Origin of the sequence: Alkalicoccobacillus murimartini (genome assembly GCF_030813245.1) — a bacterium.
Lineage (GTDB): Bacteria > Bacillota > Bacilli > Bacillales > Bacillaceae_D > Alkalicoccobacillus > Alkalicoccobacillus murimartini.
On the sequence record NZ_JAUSUA010000004.1, the window covers coordinates 229,076 to 250,012 of the forward strand.

The 20,937-nt window shown below is 40.3% G+C and carries 19 protein-coding genes; all 19 read right to left on the minus strand.

Annotated elements, in window-relative coordinates:
- Window positions 1-12 precede the first annotated feature (12 nt).
- Window positions 13-468, minus strand: a complete 456-nt coding sequence (gene nrdR / locus J2S05_RS14160; RefSeq protein WP_306983867.1) for a transcriptional regulator NrdR — start codon at window positions 466-468, stop codon at window positions 13-15.
- Between the two features lie 76 nt (window positions 469-544).
- Window positions 545-946, minus strand: a complete 402-nt coding sequence (locus J2S05_RS14165; RefSeq protein WP_306983869.1) for a DUF1499 domain-containing protein — start codon at window positions 944-946, stop codon at window positions 545-547.
- A gap of 101 nt (window positions 947-1,047) precedes the next feature.
- The gene (gene speD / locus J2S05_RS14170; protein WP_306983871.1) at window positions 1,048-1,434 is read right to left on the minus strand and encodes an adenosylmethionine decarboxylase; all 387 of its coding nucleotides are present in this window, start codon (window positions 1,432-1,434) and stop codon (window positions 1,048-1,050) included.
- Window positions 1,435-1,712: 278 nt separating this feature from the next.
- Window positions 1,713-2,735 (minus strand): glyceraldehyde-3-phosphate dehydrogenase, encoded by a 1,023-nt coding sequence (locus J2S05_RS14175; RefSeq protein ID WP_306983873.1) that lies wholly within the window; start codon window positions 2,733-2,735, stop codon window positions 1,713-1,715.
- A 142-nt stretch (window positions 2,736-2,877) separates the two neighbouring features.
- Window positions 2,878-3,471: a dephospho-CoA kinase gene (gene coaE / locus J2S05_RS14180; RefSeq protein ID WP_306983875.1), complete on the minus strand. Its 594-nt coding sequence runs from the start codon at window positions 3,469-3,471 to the stop codon at window positions 2,878-2,880.
- A gap of 10 nt (window positions 3,472-3,481) precedes the next feature.
- Window positions 3,482-4,123 carry a sporulation membrane protein YtaF gene (gene ytaF / locus J2S05_RS14185; protein ID WP_306983877.1) on the minus strand — a complete coding sequence of 214 codons (642 nt, stop codon included), beginning with the start codon at window positions 4,121-4,123 and terminating at the stop codon, window positions 3,482-3,484.
- A 63-nt stretch (window positions 4,124-4,186) separates the two neighbouring features.
- On the minus strand, window positions 4,187-5,017 hold the full coding sequence (gene mutM, locus J2S05_RS14190; RefSeq protein WP_306983879.1) for a DNA-formamidopyrimidine glycosylase: 831 nt from the start codon (window positions 5,015-5,017) through the stop codon (window positions 4,187-4,189).
- 29 nt (window positions 5,018-5,046) lie between these two features.
- Complete coding sequence (gene polA / locus J2S05_RS14195) at window positions 5,047-7,677, minus strand: DNA polymerase I (RefSeq protein WP_306983880.1); 2,631 nt, start codon at window positions 7,675-7,677, stop codon at window positions 5,047-5,049.
- A gap of 276 nt (window positions 7,678-7,953) precedes the next feature.
- Window positions 7,954-9,738: a two-component system histidine kinase PnpS gene (pnpS, locus tag J2S05_RS14200; protein WP_306983882.1), complete on the minus strand. Its 1,785-nt coding sequence runs from the start codon at window positions 9,736-9,738 to the stop codon at window positions 7,954-7,956.
- Window positions 9,731-10,450: a response regulator transcription factor gene (locus J2S05_RS14205; RefSeq protein WP_306983885.1), complete on the minus strand. Its 720-nt coding sequence runs from the start codon at window positions 10,448-10,450 to the stop codon at window positions 9,731-9,733. The genes pnpS and J2S05_RS14205 overlap by 8 nt, the downstream gene beginning before the upstream one ends.
- Window positions 10,451-11,198: 748 nt before the next feature.
- Window positions 11,199-12,143 carry a malate dehydrogenase gene (mdh, locus tag J2S05_RS14210; RefSeq protein WP_306983887.1) on the minus strand — a complete coding sequence of 315 codons (945 nt, stop codon included), beginning with the start codon at window positions 12,141-12,143 and terminating at the stop codon, window positions 11,199-11,201.
- Between the two features lie 49 nt (window positions 12,144-12,192).
- A complete protein-coding gene (gene icd, locus J2S05_RS14215) occupies window positions 12,193-13,461 on the minus strand; it encodes an NADP-dependent isocitrate dehydrogenase (RefSeq protein ID WP_306983888.1) in 1,269 nt (422 codons plus the stop codon).
- Between the two features lie 106 nt (window positions 13,462-13,567).
- On the minus strand, window positions 13,568-14,683 hold the full coding sequence (citZ, locus tag J2S05_RS14220; protein ID WP_306983890.1) for a citrate synthase: 1,116 nt from the start codon (window positions 14,681-14,683) through the stop codon (window positions 13,568-13,570).
- A gap of 181 nt (window positions 14,684-14,864) precedes the next feature.
- Window positions 14,865-15,338 (minus strand): DUF441 domain-containing protein, encoded by a 474-nt coding sequence (locus J2S05_RS14225; protein WP_306983892.1) that lies wholly within the window; start codon window positions 15,336-15,338, stop codon window positions 14,865-14,867.
- A gap of 119 nt (window positions 15,339-15,457) precedes the next feature.
- On the minus strand, window positions 15,458-15,853 hold the full coding sequence (locus J2S05_RS14230; protein WP_306983894.1) for an FxsA family protein: 396 nt from the start codon (window positions 15,851-15,853) through the stop codon (window positions 15,458-15,460).
- A 63-nt stretch (window positions 15,854-15,916) separates the two neighbouring features.
- The gene (gene pyk, locus J2S05_RS14235) at window positions 15,917-17,671 is read right to left on the minus strand and encodes a pyruvate kinase (protein ID WP_306983897.1); all 1,755 of its coding nucleotides are present in this window, start codon (window positions 17,669-17,671) and stop codon (window positions 15,917-15,919) included.
- A gap of 56 nt (window positions 17,672-17,727) precedes the next feature.
- Window positions 17,728-18,687 (minus strand): 6-phosphofructokinase, encoded by a 960-nt coding sequence (gene pfkA / locus J2S05_RS14240; RefSeq protein WP_306983899.1) that lies wholly within the window; start codon window positions 18,685-18,687, stop codon window positions 17,728-17,730.
- 160 nt (window positions 18,688-18,847) lie between these two features.
- Window positions 18,848-19,810: an acetyl-CoA carboxylase carboxyl transferase subunit alpha gene (gene accA / locus J2S05_RS14245; protein WP_306983901.1), complete on the minus strand. Its 963-nt coding sequence runs from the start codon at window positions 19,808-19,810 to the stop codon at window positions 18,848-18,850.
- A 22-nt stretch (window positions 19,811-19,832) separates the two neighbouring features.
- Window positions 19,833-20,681 carry an acetyl-CoA carboxylase, carboxyltransferase subunit beta gene (gene accD / locus J2S05_RS14250; RefSeq protein WP_306983902.1) on the minus strand — a complete coding sequence of 283 codons (849 nt, stop codon included), beginning with the start codon at window positions 20,679-20,681 and terminating at the stop codon, window positions 19,833-19,835.
- Between the last annotated feature and the right edge of the window lie 256 nt (window positions 20,682-20,937).

Below are 20,937 nucleotides of genomic sequence, written 5' to 3' on the forward strand. Positions count from 1 at the left end.
TTAAGCTCCTATTCAGCCTTTGTTCATGAGGTCTGTTAATTCTTTAATAAATACATTAATATCTTTAAACTGTCTATATACTGAAGCAAATCGCACATAAGCGACATCATCAATATCTGCCAGTCTTTCCATTACAAGCTCACCTACATCATGGCTAAGCATTTCGTTTTTCCCAGATCCTCTAAGGTCTCTTTCCACATTATTGACTAGATTCTCTAAGGTTTCTAGAGGAACTGGCCTTTTCTCACATGCACGAATGAGTCCCCTTAAGATCTTCTCTCGACTAAACTCTTGTCTTGTTCCATCTTTTTTGACAACAATTAACGGAACTTCTTCAACCGTCTCAAAGGTTGTGAACCGGGTTCCACACGATTCGCATTCTCTACGTCTCCGTATCGAGCGGGCTTCATCACTAGGTCTCGAATCAAGTACCCTTGTACCATTATAATGGCATGCCGGACATCGCATGTAATCATCTCCAACCTAACACAAGTCATTCTTTCTATCTCTCATCATATAAAAAAAGAAGGGACCTGACAAGCGGTTAAAGTAATTCTTCCCCTAAGCCAGACCCGATGTATGTTAGTTTTTTATCTAATTTATTGTACATATGAATGAGCCTCTTACGGCTCTTACCAAAATCGGATGGTAGAACGGTATTAAACGAGCATGAAAAATCGACAGCCGTTTTAAAAGGTCTAACCGTAATTACAGATGCAACGAGCAAAAAAGATTGTCCAGATGCCTGCTCGATGATGATCTCTCCTCGTTCTAACTCTGTGCGTTTTAGCTTATAGCCTTCTTCCTTAACTACAGCTTCTACCGCTTCAATAACCTTATCCTTATTCCCTTTATAATATCTAGTTCTCAGTTCTTCTATACCGTGCTTTTCTGCTGTTTCCGCATAACTTCTAGTAAGAAAATGCCATGTCTCTTTTAACCCCATTATTCTACTCCCCTTTTTATATCATCTACAGAAAGCGTTATCATTCATTGATCTAAAAAAAAGCGAATGTGCCTATAGACAGACTCGCTTCCTTACATTCTTCATGTTTGGTTAGCTTCCACAGCCACTTTCTTAGGCTGTACAGGTCCCATTCCTCGCGGTACTTCAATGACTTCGCTAGAAGTTGAATGAAGTTCTTGAGCAATATAATTTGAAGCCAAGTGCGGATCCAAATCTCCACAGGTATACACATCTATACTCGCATAGCCATGCTCAGGAAAGCTGTGAATTGTTAAATGTGATTCAGAAATGATTACCACTCCACTTACACCATGAGGTGCAAACTTGTGAAAAGCCACTTCTCTCACTTCAGCTCCTGCTTTTAACGCGGCATCAACAAAAACCTGCTCAATTAAGTCCATATTATTCAACTTTTCTACATTACAACCCCATAGTTCTGCAATAACATGCCGACCCATTGTGTCCATAAGTTGAATCCCCCTTTACTGTATTAATCATGCCTTTCCAAGCATGCAGCACCATCTATACACACGGGGGAAAGTTAGTCCGATGAGGTCCTAACCCTTTATGAGCATAGATCATACCTTGTTCGCCCTTATTGAAGCTCACGAAAACTAGTATACTTTGTTTTTGAAGTCAATGCAATAGAATGCCTGAGAAACTTATCTATTTAATTGACTAAAATAGACAAAAGCTGCGCCATGTTGGCACAGCTTTATATTGTCTCATCCCTACTCTTTAGTCATTAAACAGCCACTTCTTTTTTTATTTTACCAGCTACATAATTCATTAAATCGACAACACGACAAGAGTAACCCCATTCGTTGTCATACCAAGCAAGAACTTTCACCTGACGACTTCCCTGCACGCTCGTAGAAAGCCCATCTACTACTGATGACTGTTCCTCTCCATTAAAATCAATTGAAACAAGTGGCTCATCTGTATACCCCAGAATGCCAGAAAGTTCTCCACTAGCAGCATCCTTAAACACCTGATTTACTTGCTCAGCCGAAACATCCTGCTTAAGTTGAACGACTAGATCAACTAGCGAGACATTAGGTGTTGGGACCCTTAGAGCCATACCGTGTAGTTTTCCTTCAAGTTGTGGAAGGACCTTTGAGATTGCTTTTGCAGCGCCAGTGGAAGTTGGAATAATAGATTGTCCACACGCTCGTGCACGACGCAAATCTTTATGAGGATTATCAATGTTTTTTTGATCATTTGTGTAGGAATGAATGGTGGTCATCATACCACTTTCAATTCCAAATGATTGGTCAAGTACCTTAGCAACTGGTGCTAAGCAATTTGTAGTACATGATGCATTAGAAATAATGTGATGTTTGTCTGCTTGATACACATCTTCATTTACCCCCATTACAATGGTGGCGTCTTCATTTTTACCTGGTGCTGTGATAATCACCTTTTTTGCTCCTGCTTGTAAGTGATATCCTGCCGTCTCTTTCGTTTTGAACTTACCTGTCGCTTCAATGACAACATCGATCTCATGATGATCCCAAGGCAATTCAAGAGGATCACGCGTTTTATACAAAAGAATTTCTTCTTGATCAACCATAAGCCGTCCACCTACAACCTCGACAGAAGCAGAGAATGTTCCATGAATGCTGTCATACTTAATGAGATGAGCAAGCGTCTCTACTGGATATGATGCATTTATAGCTACAATCGTTACCTTTTTTTCAAGTATAGCCTTACGAAATACCATCCGACCAATTCGTCCAAATCCATTAATTGCTACTCTAGGTTTCATATAAGATCCCTACCTCTCGAAAGTGTTATACAATATGATGTTTAATCTAAAATAAGTATAACACAAATAATCAGTTAAGGTTAATGATTATCCTTTAAAATAAATAAAACCTACTATTTCAGCAAATGGCTGAAATAGTAGGTTACATAACATCCCAATTTATGAAAATTTGGTGTAACTGCTGCTTCGATTCTTCTGTAGAACCATTATTGTAAATGACCCCATCTGCACGATCTACTTTCTGATCGATAGGGATTTGCGAAGAGATTCGAGCACGTGCTTGTTTTTCACCACTCTGGTCCCGCGAAATCAGTCTTTTCAGCTGAAGATCCGGTTCCACATAAACAAGCAAAACCTTATCAACCATATGAAACAAATTGCTTTCATATAGAAGAGGGATATCCAATATAACATGACGATGCCCTTGCTCTTGATACATCTTCGCGGATTGTAGCATCTGTTCTCTTACGACTGGATGAACAATCGCATTTAACGTTTTTCGATCCTCTTCATTTGTAAAAATCCGATCTCCGAGGGCCGCACGGTTAATTGTTCCATCTTGATGTAAGATCTCTCTACCGAAAGTCGAAACAACTTGTTTATATGCCGCTCCTTCAGGCTGCATGACTTCTTTTGCTATGACATCGGCATCTACAACAGGAATGCCCACCTGTTTGATCATTGAGGCTACAGTGGATTTACCGCTAGCAATTCCCCCACTTAATCCGATTATCATTGAAACCACCTCATATCTTCCAAATGCCTAAAATAATTAATATGACTCCCGGCAAAAATGAAAGTCGATTCATCCAAGGAATAGCAGAGAAACGAAACCCACTTTTCATTCCGAGCATCAAGAATAGACCGCTCATTATGGCTACACATACAGCGAGTAGCCACGGTGCATATCCAAGAAGAGCTGCACCAATTCCTGCACCAAAAGCATCTAGTGATAGAGCAATACCAAGTAAAAAAGCTTCTCTACCGGTAATGGTTCCTGAATCATCCATATCCGCCTCTAATGGCTCTCTTAAAACATGGATCACAAATCCAAAAATACGAAGTTGAAAGCTGATTCGATTTTCCTTTTTTTTTCGCACTGGTGCCTTTTTTTTCGAGGTAGGTGCGTACACTTGCCAAAGCGTAAATAACCCAATGGCAATTAATAAAACAGCACCTGTTGCTTCTGCCCAATCAGGCGGAATATAACTAAATAATGTTTTTCCAACAATCATCGCAATTAATATGGAGAACCCTGAACAACACGCAATTAATAGAAGAGATAGAAAAGGGATCTTTACTTTTCTAAGCCCATAGGTCATACCGACTCCATAGCTGTCTAAACTAAGAGCAAATGCCAGCACTAGCAGCGTAAGTAGACCAGTCATGATCACACAGCCCCTTCCTTAAACATTCAAATCATCATATGAAAGGGGCTTATCTCATGTACCTTATCTATCTTTCTGGCACGTTGGGCAATAGTGTGTGCCTCTACCTCCAACAACAATACGCACAATCGTATCATGGCAATGCTTGCATGGTTCATTTTTCCGTCCGTACACCTCAAGAGTTTGTTGGAACATTCCTATTTCACCCTGACCATTCACATACGACTTAATGGAAGATCCACCTAGTTTCACTGCTTCATCTAATGTCTGCACAATCGTTTGGTGGAGCTTGCTGTATTCATGTTGTGTAAGAGTATGAGCTAAGCGTTCAGGATGAATACCTGCGCGAAATAGGGCCTCATCAACGTAAATATTGCCAAGTCCAACAACCGTTTTTTGATCAAGCAGAAAAGGCTTTATTTTCCTCGTTGTCTTTTGTGCAGCTGTTTGAAGCAGTTCAACCGTGAAATCATTCGAAAAAGGTTCCACACCCAGCTGTGAAAGAGGCAAGGTCATTTCCTCCGTACCTTTTTCAAAAAGATGCATCGTACCAAACTTACGAACATCTTGATAGCGAAGTTCCATTCCATCCGTAAAAGAAAAAATGACATGTGTATGAGGCACCGGTTCGTCCTCTTTTTTGTATACACCATATCTACCTTCCATCCGTAAATGGGACACCATTATGATATGATCCAACTCAAAAAGTAAGAATTTCCCTCGTCTTTGCATTGATTGAATGGTTTGTCCCTTTAATTCATCAGCAAACTCCACCGTGTCGGCAGGTTTTTTGATTATATTGGGCCAAGCTACCTCTACTGTTTGAATGGTTTTTCCTATGACAAGCTCCTCAAGCGTTCTTCTAACTGTTTCTACTTCTGGTAATTCTGGCATTCGTTTGTACGCATCCTTTTCAATTCATTCTATTTCGCTTCATACCAAGTGGCACCGACGGACACATCCGCTTTTAATGGAACTTGTAGTTCTAGAGCGGCTTCCATAACCTCAGGTACGATTTTTTGCATGATTTCTAGTTCATCCTCTGGCACTTCAAAAATCAGTTCATCATGTACCTGTAAAAGCATTCTACTTTTTAAGTTCTCCTGCTCTAACCGATTAGCCATATCAATCATCGCTTTTTTGATAATGTCAGCTGCTGTACCTTGAATCGGCGTATTCATAGCGGTACGTTCGGCAAAGCTTCTTAGGTTGAAATTCCGGCTAACCAACTCCGGAAGGTACCTTCTGCGTTGCATAAGTGTAGAGACATAGCCGTCTTCTCTTGCTTGTTCTACGACATCATGCATATAAGCCTTCACCTTTGGATAGCTCTCCAAATACCGTTCAATAAACTCAGCTGCTTCTTTTCGACTGATATCAAGACTTTGCGAAAGACCATAGTCACTTATGCCATACACAATACCAAAATTAACAGCCTTAGAGCTTCTTCTCATATTTGAGGTAACCTCAGATTCTTCTACATGAAAGACGTCCATAGCTGTTTTCGTATGAATATCCATATCATTTCTGAACGCCTCAATTAATCCGTCATCTACAGATATATCTGCTAATACACGCAATTCAATTTGTGAGTAATCAGCAGCCAAAATAGACCAACCTTCTTCAGAAGGAACAAACGCTTTACGTATTGTACGACCTTCTTCCAATCGAATAGGTATATTCTGCAGATTAGGGTCGGTTGAGCTTAATCGTCCTGTTTGAGTTAATGCTTGATTGTAACGAGTATGAATACGACCTGTATCCTTTTCAATAACCTTTAACAGTCCTTCGATGTATGTTGAATGAAGTTTGCCAAGCTGGCGGTAAAGAAGGATGTGCTCAATAATCTCATGCTTGCCTGCAAGCTTTTCTAGTACATCTGCAGACGTTGAATAGCCTGTTTTAGTTTTTTTGACAGGAGGTAGACCTAATTTTTCAAATAAGATCTCTCCAAGCTGTTTAGGAGAATTCACATTGAAGCTGGATCCAGCTAACTCATGGATTTTCTGTTCAAGTGTTTCTAAACGATTAGACAAATCTTCTCCCATCTTTTCAAGCTGAGACTTGTCCACTTTAATTCCCGTTGTTTCCATTCTTCCAAGTACAACAGACAAAGGCATTTCCAAATCAAAAAACAAAGAGGATTGATCATTTTTATCTAATTGCTCTTCAAGGTCTGCCTTTAAGGAGTAAACGGCTGATGCTTTTCGTCCTAAGTGTTGACTTAAGATTTCTTGCTCAGGTATCTGCTGCTTTGCCCCTTTTCCATACACCTTTTCATCGTCTTCAACGATCGACAAGCCTTTTCGGCTAGCAATATCACTAATAGCGTGAGAAGAGACTGATGGATCAAGAAGATAAGAAGCGATAAGCAAATCAAATTCAATACCCTCAAGCAAAATATCTTGCCATCCTAGTGCAACAACTGTACGTTTCGCATCAAACACCCATTTTTTCTTTGATGCATCTTTTGCCCACGTTACAAATTTGTCAGACGTTACTGCTATCTCAGTTGGAATAAAAAACGTACCATTGTCATTAGTAAGAGCAAATCCTTCAATCGGTGCATGATGATAATGATCACCAAGGACTTCAGCGACTAGTGCAGCTGGACTCGCTAGGTGTTCGTCCGTTATTGTTTCAACAATATCTATAGATAGTTCACTTAATTCTTCTGATTTTGTTTCTCCATGTTCATCTGGAAGGCGACTTAAAAGGGATGAGAAATCAAGATCCTTAAAAAATGAGGTAACTTTTTGTACATCATACTCACCAAAGGATAGCTCCTCAAGTCCAAGATCTACTGGTACTTCTGTATAAATTGTCGCAAGCTTTTTGCTTAAAAGAGCTTGGTCATGATGTTCTACTAATCGTTCCTTCATTTTTTTTCCGGAAATTTGATCAACTGATTCTAGAACCGTTTCCACTGAACCAAATTCCTTCAAAAGCTTCAATGCAGTCTTCTCACCAATGCCAGGAACTCCTGGAATATTGTCGGAGGAATCCCCCATAAGACCTTTCAGATCAATAATCTGATTAGCCGTAATCCCATATTTTTCATCTATCGCTGCTAGATCATAGCGATCCATATTCGTGATCCCTTTTTTTGTTAAATACACTTCAACTTGCTTTGTCACAAGCTGCAGAAGATCCTTATCTCCAGAAATGACCTTTACATTCCAGCCATCTTTTTCTGCGCGGTTTGCAAGTGTACCGATGATATCATCCGCTTCATAATCAATGGCTTCATATCGTTTAATCCCGTAGGCATCCAGTAACTCTCTAATAAATGGAAGCTGTTCCGATAACTCAGGTGGTGTTTTTTGACGAGTTCCTTTATATTCCGAATACGTTTTGTGTCGGAACGTAGACTTACCTGCATCAAAAGCAACCAGAATATGAGTCGGTTGATCATCCTCTAAAATTTTAAGCAGCATGGTTGTAAAACCATAGACCGCGTTAGTGTAAATTCCTTTTTCATTTGTCAGTAGAGGCAACGCAAAAAATGCCCGATAGGCAATACTGTTACCATCAATTAAAATCAGCTTTTTCATGATTCATCCGCCTCATTTCTCTTTCAGTTCGTTCACTAATTGTACCATAGCCAATATCAAATAGAAAAAGGCGGCTATTTTTTTGCACAAAAAGAGGACGAAAGCATAAGGGGGAGCTTTCGTCCTTCAAGGGGGTGAACAATAGATATGCCAGGGTTAGTTGGGGCAAATCTATTATTCGTGGTAGACCGTTCACTTATTGAGTATAAGGATAAGCTGTTAAACGGTCATAAAGCCATTGTAAATGTTTTGTAAAGATTTATTTTTAGGAATACTCTACGAATCTGGTTGCTCTCTTGGAAACAGGAGCGTAAAGGTTGTCCCTTCTCCTTGTTTACTTGATACATGAATATTAGCATGATGCGCTTCAGCTAGATGTTTAACGATAGCAAGTCCTAATCCAGTTCCTCCTGAATTTCGGCTTCTTGCCCGGTCAACTCTATAAAAGCGTTCAAATACTCTTGGTACTTCACTCTCTTCAATACCTATCCCTGTATCGGCTACACTTAATTCTACGGACGAATCGTTGCCTTTTACCGATACTTCAATATGGCCGTTTGAGGGTGTGTACATAATCGCATTGTTCACAATGTTAATGATAATTTGCTTCATTCGTTCAGGGTCCCCTGTCATGCGCGAGTCTCCCTCAGCATGCAAGGACAAATGGATCCCCTTCTCATTCGCTTTATCCTTTAACATCGTAATGACTTCTTCTGCCACTTGAAACAATGTCATGTTTGCTAGATGGACTTGAAAATAAGATCGTTCTATCTTTGAGAGCTCCAGCAAGTCATGAATTAAACTCTGCAGGCGCTCGCTTTCTTTTAAGATGATCTTAAGAAACTTCTCACGTAGTTGTTCCTCATTCATCGCACCATCCAGTAGCGTTTCTGAGAACCCTTTGATTGACGTAATTGGCGTCTTCAACTCATGAGATACATTGGCAACAAAATCCTTGCGCACTTGTTCAAGCTTTTTCTGTTCTGTTATATCATGAAGAACCAATGTCATGCCTCGTATTTTACCTGAGGCATCTAAAACAGGTGCTCCAAATACATCGTAGACCCTAGACATATACGTTTCACCAAGAGTCAGTTGATCTCTTTGCTTTGTTTCTGTGATAAAGACAGACTGAATAAATTGCACCATACTCGGTTCTTCCATCACATCATGATACAGTCTGTTTAACCAAGACTGATCACCCACTTGAAAGATGATTCGGCTCGCTTTATTCATGACAGATATGTCGCCCCGCACATTTATTAGGAGAAGACCACTCCCCATATTTTCAATCAGCGTCTCCATCCGTTCTTGTTGTGCTTGATGTCGTTTTGAAATGTAGTCCAAATTATATGCAAGCATATTTAATGACCGGCTTAATTGACCAACCTCAGCATGTTGATTCTCAAACGTTCGAGCAGAATAGTCCCCTTTAGCTAATCGCTTGGCAACTTTCACTGCTTCATCAATCGGTCTCATCATCTCACGTGTTACCTTGAAGATGAGTAAAGCTATGACCACCATAGCTACTAAAAAACTCGCGGCTATCATCGCCCAAATCGTTTGATCCACAGCTTGAAGACTTGTCATTGGAAGACCTAGACGGAAATAGCCCACCATTTGTTCATTGTTATCGAGAATAGGTACTGCATAATACAATAGCTCTTGTTCTAGTGTTTCGCTGTAGCGTATCTCATACCCGTCCTCATTCGAATCAGCTGATCGAATTTCAGGTCGATCTAAATGGTTATCCATTGGTTGTTCTGTTGAGGCTGATTCACCTAATACTTGCCCTTCAAGATCCAATATGGTCACCCTAGCAAGTATGCGTTCGCTAATGGTTTCCGCCAATTGGTCCATTTCGTCAGCAGTTGACGTAGGATCTACTGCGAGCTCTTGAGCCATATACGACCCTAATCTCGCTTCACTCTCTAATCTTTCACTCACAGTCTTAAGATGGAAGTCCTTATACCAATGGCCAATGGCAAAGCCTAATCCCGACATCACAATTAAGGTAATCAGCGTAATGACGATAATAAACCTGAGACGAAGCTTATGCATCTAACAATGGCTCTTCCATCTTGTATCCTAATCCTCTAATGGTTTTGATATAGACAGGTTTCTTTGTATTTGGCTCTATTTTCTCTCTTAAATGACTGATATGCACATCTACAATGCGTGTGTCACCGACAAATTCATAATCCCATACCGCATTTAATAACTGATCTCTCGTTAATACTCTGCCTTTATGATTGGCTAGGTATAATAATAGCTCGAATTCTTTTGGTGTGAGGGATAATGCTTGTCCCTGACAATTCACTTCATAATTATCTGGAAAGATCTCTACCTCACCTATTCGTAGGACTTCTGTTACATCATCAGTCGCCTGTGAATTTTGTGTAGTTTGAGCTGCGCGACGTAATATAGCTCTGACCCTAGCAACGACTTCTCTTGGGCTGAATGGTTTAGTCATATAATCATCTGCACCTAATTCAAGTCCCAATACTTTATCAAACTCATCATCTTTAGCTGTGAGCATGAGAATCGGTGTGTGAACCTTACTTAGCCTAAGTTGTTTACAAACATCAATTCCGTCCATTTCTGGCAACATTAAATCTAAAACAATCAAATCATATTTATTTTGACGAGCAAGCTCTAATCCCTCTGCACCATCACTCGCTGTCTCTACCTCATAACCTGCTTGCTCTAAATTGAATTGAAGCAATGTCACAATTGATTCTTCATCATCTACTACTAATAGTCGTTTTCCCATAAAGGATACCCTACACTCCTAACAATTAGATTGAACGGTCTTTTCTCTATTTACATGTAGTATAACAAACTTTATATAAAAACTTGTGATAATCTTTACAAAATAAATATGAGATGTCTATTCTGCTACTTCGACACGCTCCCTGGATAGGGGCACGCTTTCAGGGGGCGGACGTTGAACTAAACTGGCTTATCGCCAGTATTATTTCAATCTTGTCCGTATCTCAAGGCCACTGAAAAAGTCAGCTACAAATAAGCTCATGTACACCGCTCCAGGAGAAACCTACGCTTTCCACGGGAACGGCCTCAGCCCTTGAAGTGGAAAGGCACCCCTTCAATGTCTTCAGACTCGTTCTGTTCCGTAGGAGTCTTCGGTTTCTCCTTCCGCTACTTTTTTGATCAACCAAATGTCTAACGTTCCTTTTTAGGTATAGTTGTCATTTGGTCAGCCTATGCTCTTTTACTCTGACTCTTCATTTTCGATAAGAATATAAATCATTCTTTCATTTCCAAAGTAAATAAAATAAAAGGATGTTTTATGTTCATTAGATAACTCTTAACTTAATACCCCTTTTTCAGTGGCATCCCATATGTCGCCTAGGAGTCGCCCCCTATCCCGTTCGCTACGTTAGAGGTATTTAGGGGAATTTGTATTTCTATTAAAAGATCAAGGTCAAGGTTAGATACGATCCATCATGTTTACACAACAAAAAAAGAGACACACTGGGCGCCTCTTTTTTTTGATTAATTTAATCTTTTGGTAATGCATTCATGACATTTCGAACAGAATCAGCTGATTGGTCTAGCTGTTTCTTCTCTTCTTCTGTCAGTTCTAGCTCAATGATTCTTTCGATACCGTCTCCGCCAAGGATTGTCGGTACTCCGAGATAAAGATCCTCGTAGCCGTATTCCCCTTCAAGATAAGCGATCGTTGGAAGAACGCGTTTCTTATCTTTAAGGATTGCTTCTACCATTTGAGCAAGCGATGCTGCTGGAGCGTAATAAGCACTTCCGTTACCTAGCAAGCCAACAATCTCACCGCCGCCTTTACGTGTACGTTCAACAATTTCACTAATCCGTTCTTCAGAAATCAAGCTTTGCAGTGGTACGCCGCCTGCTGCTGAATAGCGAATAAGTGGAACCATATCATCTCCGTGTCCACCGAGAACAAATCCAGTAATGTCTTCAACAGAAATATTTAATTCCTCTGCAATAAAGGTACGGAATCTAGCTGTATCAAGAACACCAGATTGACCTATTACTCGATTTTTAGGGAATCCAGATTCTTTGTATACTGTATACGTCATGGCATCAGCCGGGTTTGTGAGTACGATGATGTAACAATTTGGTGAGTGTTTCACAACTTCTCTAGTCACAGACTTCATGATCCCGGCATTTGTGCTGACCAAATCATCACGACTCATGCCTGGTTTACGAGCAATTCCAGCTGTAATGACAACAACATCAGAATCCTTTGTGTCTTCATAGCTTGAAGTTCCGATAATCTTTGAGTCTGTACCTTGAACTGGTGTCGATTCAAACATATCTAACGCTTTCCCTTTCGTTGGTCCCTCCATTTGAGGGATGTCAACAAGAACAACATCTCCTAGTTCTTTTTGTGCAACCATGAGAGCTGTTGTTGCTCCAGTGAATCCACCGCCAACTACTGAGATCTTTCTACGTTGTATTGCCATTTATCTTCCACTCCTTCAATCGTTATCATCATCAGTTCCTTATCTTTTTTTAGAGGTTTTTGATAAGCTCATCAGCAAATCCTGAGCAAGAAACCTCAGTAGCCCCATCCATTAAGCGCGCAAAATCATACGTTACAACTTTGCTTGCAATGGTTTTGTCCATAGAGCTCATAATAAGGTCTGCTGCTTCGTTCCAGTTAAGGTGACGAAGTAATAGCTCGCCTGATAATAGAACAGAAGAAGGGTTAACTTTATCTAGTCCAGCATATTTAGGAGCTGTACCATGAGTTGCTTCAAAGATTGCGTGTCCTGTATCGTAGTTGATGTTTGCTCCAGGAGCAATACCGATTCCACCTACTTGTGCAGCTAGTGCATCAGAGATGTAATCGCCATTTAAGTTCATTGTAGCAACAACATCAAACTCTTTCGGACGAGTTAGGATTTGTTGTAAGAAGATATCAGCAATCGAGTCTTTGACAACAATTTTGCCTGCAGCTTCTGCTTCAGATTGCGCTTTATCAGCTGCTTCTCTGCCATCAGCTTCAACAATTTTGTCGTATTGAGCCCATGTAAATACTTTATCTCCATATTCACGTTCAGCAAGCTCATAACCCCATGCTTTAAATGCACCTTCTGTATATTTCATGATGTTACCTTTATGAACAAGAGTTACACTCTTACGTCCTTCAACAAGTGCATATTCAATTGCTGCACGAACTAGACGCTCTGTTCCTTCTTTAGAAACTGGCTTAATTCCAATTCCTGATGTTTCAGGGAAACGAATTTTCTTAGCTCCCATTTCGTTTTTCAAGAATTCAACAAGCTTCTTCACTTCATCCGAACCTTCTTGATATTCGATTCCAGCATAGATATCCTCAGAGTTCTCACGGAAGATAACCATGTCTACATCTTCAGGACGTTTTACTGGTGATGGAACACCATCAAAGTAACGAACTGGACGAAGGCAAGTATATAGATCAAGCTCTTGACGAAGAGCAACATTTAGTGAACGAATTCCTCCACCAACTGGAGTTGTTAATGGACCTTTAATAGCAATCAAATATTCACGAATTGTATCAAGTGTTTCTTCAGGCAACCAGCTTCCCGTTTCATTGAAAGCTTTTTCTCCTGCAAGAATTTCTTTCCATACAATTTTCTTCTCGCCATTGTAAGCTTTCTCAACTGCAGCATCCAATACGCGCGAAGCTGCTTTCCAGATATCTGCTCCAATTCCATCTCCCTCGATATAAGGGATAATTGGTTGATTAGGTACTTCCAACACACCATTGTTTACGTTAATAATCTCTCCACTAGACATATTATTCGACCTCCTGAAAAGTTTGACCCTACAATTTTTATAAAAAGTCGGGCTTATTATTTGCTTATATGTACTAGGAGGGATTACCCCTCCTGTAACATCATACTTATCGTTGCTCTAGGGCTACATAGTTTTGCTTGCCTGGTCCTACATATTCTGCTCTAGGACGGATTAAACGGTTATTTGCATACTGTTCAAGAATATGAGCTGTCCAGCCAGATGTACGACTAATTGCGAAAATTGGCGTGAATAAATCGTGCTCAATTCCTAAACTATGATAAACACTCGCAGAATAAAAGTCTACGTTTGGTAGAAGACCCTTCTCTTTTGTTACAAGCTCTTCAACACGTATAGACATATCATACCACTTTGTTTCACCTGTTGTATCTGTTAATTGTTTAGACATGTCACGAAGGAACTTTGCACGTGGATCTCCGTTTTTGTACACACGGTGCCCAAAGCCCATAATTTTTTCTTTCTTTTCGAATGCATTTTTAATATATGATTCTACTTGATCTACTTCGCCGATTTCTGACAACATTTTCATAACAGCTTCATTGGCACCACCGTGAAGAGGTCCCTTTAGAGCTCCTATAGCCGCTGTCATACCAGAATAAACATCGGACAAAGTCGCAACACAGACTCTTGCTGTGAAAGTAGATGCATTAAGTTCGTGGTCAGCATGAAGTACTAGCGCTTTATTAAAGGCCGTTACTTCTAGATCTTCAGGAAGCTCACCTTTCAACATGTAAAGGAAATTAGCTGCAAAGCTTAATTCTTTATTTGGAGCAACCGGCTCCTGACCTTGGCGAATTCTAGAAAACGCTGTCACAATTGTTGGGATTTGCGCTTGAATTTTTAATGCCTTTGTACGATTTGCCTGCTCATCCATCTTGTCTGCATCTTCGTCAAACAAACCAAGTGTGGAAATTGCTGTCCGTAATACAGCCATTGGATGAACCTTATCAAGCGGCAAGGATTTCAGTTGATCAATTACCTGTTGAGGCACTTCAGCATGAGAAGCAAGCTCGTTTGAGAAGCTTTTCAGTTCTTCCTCATTAGGTAACTTCCCATTCCAAAGAATGTACACAACTTCTTCGAAACTAGCATGCTCTGTTAAATCATTAATGTCATAGCCTTGATAGGTCAACACATCATCAATTATAGAACTTACACTGGATGTTGTAGCAACGATACCTTCTAATCCTTTGGTACTAGTCACGCGGATCTCCCCTTTACAATAAAACTTGTGTGTACTAAAAAGTAAATGCTTTCATTTCATTATTTCGTAAGTGAACGATCACTAGTCGGAATGCACAACCATGTTTATTTTACACTGTAGGCTATCCTTGCTTCAATTAAAGCGACTTCATTCTTATGATTAGGGAAGATGTCAAAATGTTTCATCCACCCAAATTCATAAAAAATGTGACCGCCTTCATTGTCAAATATGCCACACCAGCTCCAATTAGTGGACCTACAGCTACACCATTAAAAAGCGCAACAGCAAGTATAGTCCCAATGACTAGAGCAACTGTAATGTGAGGGTCATTTTGGAGAAGATCGATACCATTGGCTGCTACTAAGGCAACTAAAATACCTGCTCCTAGTGCAATCCACGCATAGGAGGATCGCACTGCCTCAGCAAGATGTCTGAATCCAATATCACCAGTAACAATTGGAGTTAAAACAGCAATTGTGATCACCGTCACACCAATATTCAGACCTTTTTGCTGAAGAAGTGGAAAAATCTTATCTCCAAGCCCCACCCATTTGACGACAAGCAAAAATAAAACAGCAATCATAAGCGATTGGTTCCTCGCTACAACTGCAATACCCATCAAAATCAACATAAACAAGGTGGCATGAGAAATCAAATGCTGACCCCAACTTTCCTCTTAGCAATTCATAGTTATCATATCATAGTTTAAATCTTTCCGCTATATCTGTCGATTCACGAGAGATTCAGGCTAAAGAAGTAACGATTTTGAACATTTTAGCGTTTAGACATGACAACCACTTGTCCTTTACGGAACAAATGATACGCCCATTTAATAACAAGTGCCTTCACCGCAGCTCTTGTAAACGGAATGAATAAAAAGAGCCCAATGAGATCAGTGAAGAAACCAGGTAAGACTAAAAGCGCCCCACCAATAAAGATACAGATACCATCCAGCACAACACCTGTTGGCGGCTGTCCCTTACTTGCTTGCAATCGTAAGACTCTAATCGCTTGAAGACCCTCTCTTCGTGCGAGGATAAGCCCAAGAAAGCTTGTCACTAGCATTAACGAAAGAGTTGACCAAATACCTATCCATTGAATCATAAAATAAAATCCTGCTATTTCTAGAACAGGAATTAACACCGCTAGAGCTAACATATATTTTTTCATTCGCTTACTCCTTTGCAAAATGAAGATAAAAAAACTGGAGAAGGAAATCCTTCTCCAGAATTATTATAGTACACTCGCATGACCTCTGTAAATGTCTCCGCGTGCACTGTCGACGGTCACTTCTTCACCATCTACAAACAGTTTCAACGCCGCTTCTACTCCCACAATAACTGGTGTAGAAAGGTTTAATCCAACCACTGCCGCATGAGAGGTTAATCCACCCTCTTCAGTAATGACAGCTGCTGCTTTTTCAAACGCTGGAATCATGTCTTTATCCGTACTATAGGTTACAAGAACTGCGCCTTCAACCATTTTTTTGTTCGCTTCTTCTGCATTATTAGCAATAACTACCTTACCCGATGCAGAACGACGGCCGATACCTTGTCCTTTGGCAACAACCTCACCAATAATGTGAACTTTAAGTAAGTTTGTTGTACCTGGTTCACCAACTGGAACACCAGCTGAAATAACAACCAAGTCTCCTTGATTAATAAGTCCAGATGCTCTAGCTGTTTCTACAGTTGATTCAAGCATTTCATCTGTAGTACCTGCTCTCGATCCAAGAAGAGGTTCAACTCCCCATACAAGGCTCAGCTTACGGAACTCACGCTCATTACCTGTCACAGCAAGGATTGGTGATTTAGGACGGTATTTAGAAGCAATACGTGCTGTATATCCACTTTCCGTTGCTGTTAAGATTGCTGCTGCACTTAATGTTTCTGCTGTAAAGACAACAGATTGTCCAACCGCACTCGTAATTGATGGTTTTGCTTCTTTTGTTTTGTTACGAAGAATAGCCTCATAATTAAGGGCCTGCTCTGTACGAGTAGCGATGTTGTGCATCGTTTGAACGGCTTCTGTTGGGTAGTCCCCAGCAGCTGTTTCTCCTGAAAGCATAATAGCGTCCGTACCATCAAAAATTGCGTTTGCTACGTCACTTGCTTCAGCACGTGTAGGACGAGGATTACGTTGCATGGAGTCTAGCATTTGAGTAGCTGTGATAACAGGCTTTGCTTCTAAATTACACTTTTTGATTAGTTGCTTTTGTACAAGTGGAACTTCTTCAGCTGGAATTTCAACACCTAAATCTCCACGCGCAACCATTAATCCATCAGACACTTCAAGAATTTCATCGATGTTATCTACACCTTCTTGATTCTCAATCTTAGGGATAATACCAATCGTTTCAGCACCATTCTGTTCTAGCAATTCACGAATTTGTAGAACGTCTGATGCTCTGCGAACAAATGAAGCGGCGATAAAATCAACATTTTGTTCAATACCAAACTTGATGTCTGCAGCATCTTTATCTGTGATACCTGGAAGGTCTACACTCACATTTGGAACGTTAACGCCTTTTTTGTTCTTAAGAACCCCATTATTCATGACCTTGGTTTTTAATTCCTCATGTCCAACTTCAATGACTTCAAGACCAATTAGCCCATCATCTAGAAGAATAATTGAACCTGGGTGTACATCATTTACGAGTCCAGGGTATGTGATTGAGATTTTACTGCTGTTTCCAACCACTTCATTCATAGAAACAATTAGTTCTTGGCCAGATTTTAATTCAGCAAATCCACCTTCTAATGTTTGCGTACGAATCTCAGGTCCTTTAGTATCTAAAAGGATCGCAACCGTTTTACCTGTGATCTTAGATGCTTCACGGATGTTTTCGATACGAGCACCGTGCTCTTCGAAATCCCCGTGTGAAAAGTTAAGTCGTGCCACGTTCATGCCAGCCTCAATTAATTTAACTAGCTTGTCCACCGTTTCACTTGCAGGTCCAATTGTACAGACGATCTTTGTTTTACGCATAAATTCCTCCTGGTTACATTAATTAGTTAATTCCATAGAACAACGCTTCATTCTCTTTAGATAGACAGTTCTTGAGATAGAGTATACATATCTAAGTCCACTGTGTGTGTTTCTGCTAATGCCTCATTAATATCATGGTGAACAAGTTTATTTTGCTGAATACCCACTGTCACACCAGATTTGCCTTCTAGTAGAAGATCAACAGCTTTAGCTCCTAGTCTACTTGCAAGAACACGGTCAGCACCAGTTGGTGAGCCACCTCTTTGGATATGACCAAGTACAGTCACTCTAGTTTCCATGTTGGTTGCTTCTTTAAGCTTTTGACCAAATTCCATACCACTTCCGGCACCTTCAGCAACAATAATGATGCTGTGTTTTTTGCCACGCTCTTGTCCACGCTTCAAACGATAAGTAATCTGTTCAAAATCATATTCTGCTTCAGGAATTAGAATGGTTTCAGCACCATCTGCTAGTCCAGACCATAAAGCTAGATCTCCTGCATGACGTCCCATTACTTCAATGATGTATGTTCGTTCATGAGAAGTAGCCGTATCACGAATTTTGTCAATGGCATCAATAACCGTATTAAGGGCTGTATCAAAACCAATGGTAAAGTCAGTTCCCGGTATATCATTGTCTATTGTTCCCGGAACACCGATTGTTGGGAAGCCATGTTCAGTTAGCTTTTGAGCTCCTCTGTAAGAACCGTCACCACCAATGACAACAAGACCCTCGATACCAAACTTATTTAACTGTTCGATACCTTTTTTCTGACCTTCAAGTGTTTTAAACTCTTCACAACGAGCCGTATAAAGCATTGTGCCTCCGCGGTGAATAATGTCACCTACAGAACCGAGCTCCATTTTCTTTATGTCGCCCGCAATTAAACCTGCATAGCCATAATAAATTCCGTATACCTCTATATCATGGTAAATCGCTTTTCTTACGACTGCCCGAATAGCTGCATTCATACCAGGAGAATCTCCACCGCTAGTCAAAACACCAATTCTTTTCAAACTTCTTCCTCCTTCGTCATCCGTAAAACATCAAACATGTTCCTACTCTATTTTATCATGCTCTCAACTAAAGAAAATACCATGTTCATGTAAAGAATACAAACATTCAACGAAAAAAGAAGCATTCTTATATCTAAGAACCCTTCTTTTTCCTATCTATTCACAGGACTGCAATAGAATGCCTTCCCATTTGCTTATATTTTTCATGTCTCGATAAGAGAAGTTCTTCTTCTGTTCGACTATTTAATTCAGCTAACGACTGGGCAAGAACTTTTCCGATATTGTGTGCTTGTGTCTCAACATCTAAATGCGCTCCGCCTTTAGCCTCAAGAATAATTTCATCAATAATTTCTAGTTTCTTTAAATCTGGTGCTGTGATCATCATCGTTTCAGCGGCTCTTTGAGCTTGGGTAGCATCTTTCCATAACAAAGCGGCTGCCCCTTCAGGTGAGATAACCGAATAGGTTGAGTTCTCCAGCATGTGAATATGATCTGCGACACCTAACGCTAATGCCCCACCACTACCACCTTCACCAATGACAATGGATACAACAGGTACCGTCAGTCCAGCCATCTCAAGTAGGTTTCTGGCAATCGCTTCACTTTGACCACGTTCTTCTGACTCTTTACCTGGGTCTGCCCCTTTGGTATCTATGAAACAAATAATTGGTCGCTTAAATTTTTCTGCCTGTTTCATTAAGCGGAGAGCTTTTCGGTACCCTTCAGGTCGAGGGGAGCCGAAATTACGTCGGATGTTTTCCTTTGTATCCTTCCCACGCTGATGACCAATGACCGTAACTGCCTGTCCGTTAAACTTTGCAATCCCACCTACTATTGCTTCATCTTCACTAAATAGACGGTCACCATGTAGCTCAATAAAATTTTCGAACAAGTGAGAGATATAATCTAGCGTCGTAGGCCTTTTGCTATTTCGAGCAATTTGAACCCGTTCCCACGGTTTGAGGTTTCCATATATCTCTTTTTCAAGCTCGTGCAGACGATCTTCCATTCGCTTAATTTCAGCAGATAAATCAATATCCTTTTCATACGCGAAAGATTGAAGTTCCTCGATCTTTTCTTTTAATTCGTTAATAGGCTTTTCAAACACCATTTCGTTCACCATTTGTTTTCGTTTACCCCCTTCTCTAAGACGACGTATGCATATCTAGTATCTTAGTCAGTGTATCCTTCATCTCATGTCTGGAGATTACTCGATCTAGCTGACCATGCTTGAGTAAAAACTCCGCTGTTTGAAAGTCATCAGGAAGCTCTTGTCTCGTTGTTTGTTCGATGATTCTCCGACCAGCAAAGCCAATTAAAGCTCCTGGCTCAGCAAAGTTATAATCACCCAAAGAAGCAAAACTAGCCGATACTCCGCCAGTTGTCGGATGGGTCATAACCGAGATGTATAAGCCCCCAGAACGATGTAGCATTTGTAGTGCAGAACTGGTCTTAGCCATCTGCATTAAGCTAAGTACACCTTCTTGCATACGCGCACCACCTGAAGCGGTAAACAATAGCATCGGGCATTTTAATTCAATTGCCTTCTCAATGGCTCTTGTAATCTTTTCGCCAACAACGGTACCCATGCTTCCCATTCGAAAACGTGAATCCATGACGGCAATAACAACAGGGAAACTGTTCATTGTTCCTTTTCCTGTGACTACCGCTTCATTTAATTTTGTTTTTTTCCGGTCTGCTTCAAGTTTTTCTTCATAACCCGGAAAGTTAAGAGGGTTTTTCCCAATTAAATTTTGATCAAACTCAGTAAATGAATTCTCATCTAACAAACTGTCTATTCGTTCATAGGCAGCCATTCTATGATGATGTTTACATGAAGGACATACTTGAAGATTTTTCTTGAAATCTTTCGTATATAAAATCGTTCCGCAGTTTTGACACTTGGTCATTAGCCCTTCAGGCACTTCCTGTTTTGCTCTTTCAGATGGTATTGTTGCATAGCGTTTTTTCTTTGAAAATAAATCCTTAAGCATGTTTGCACCTCACTAGCATCGACCCCTATATACGTTACGCTTTGTGTCGATTGCTGAACATGTAATAGCGGGTCCCCTATCATGAGATACCCAAATCAATGTACGTGTTTAAAGTCTATGGATAATATATAAGAAGTAGGACAGGAATTCAATCTCTCTAAAAAAAAAAACAGTATAAGCTCATTATATTCGATCCTTGTCCCAAGCATTCCTGCAAAAAATCAATTATAACATACAACAAGCCGGCGGTTATCCT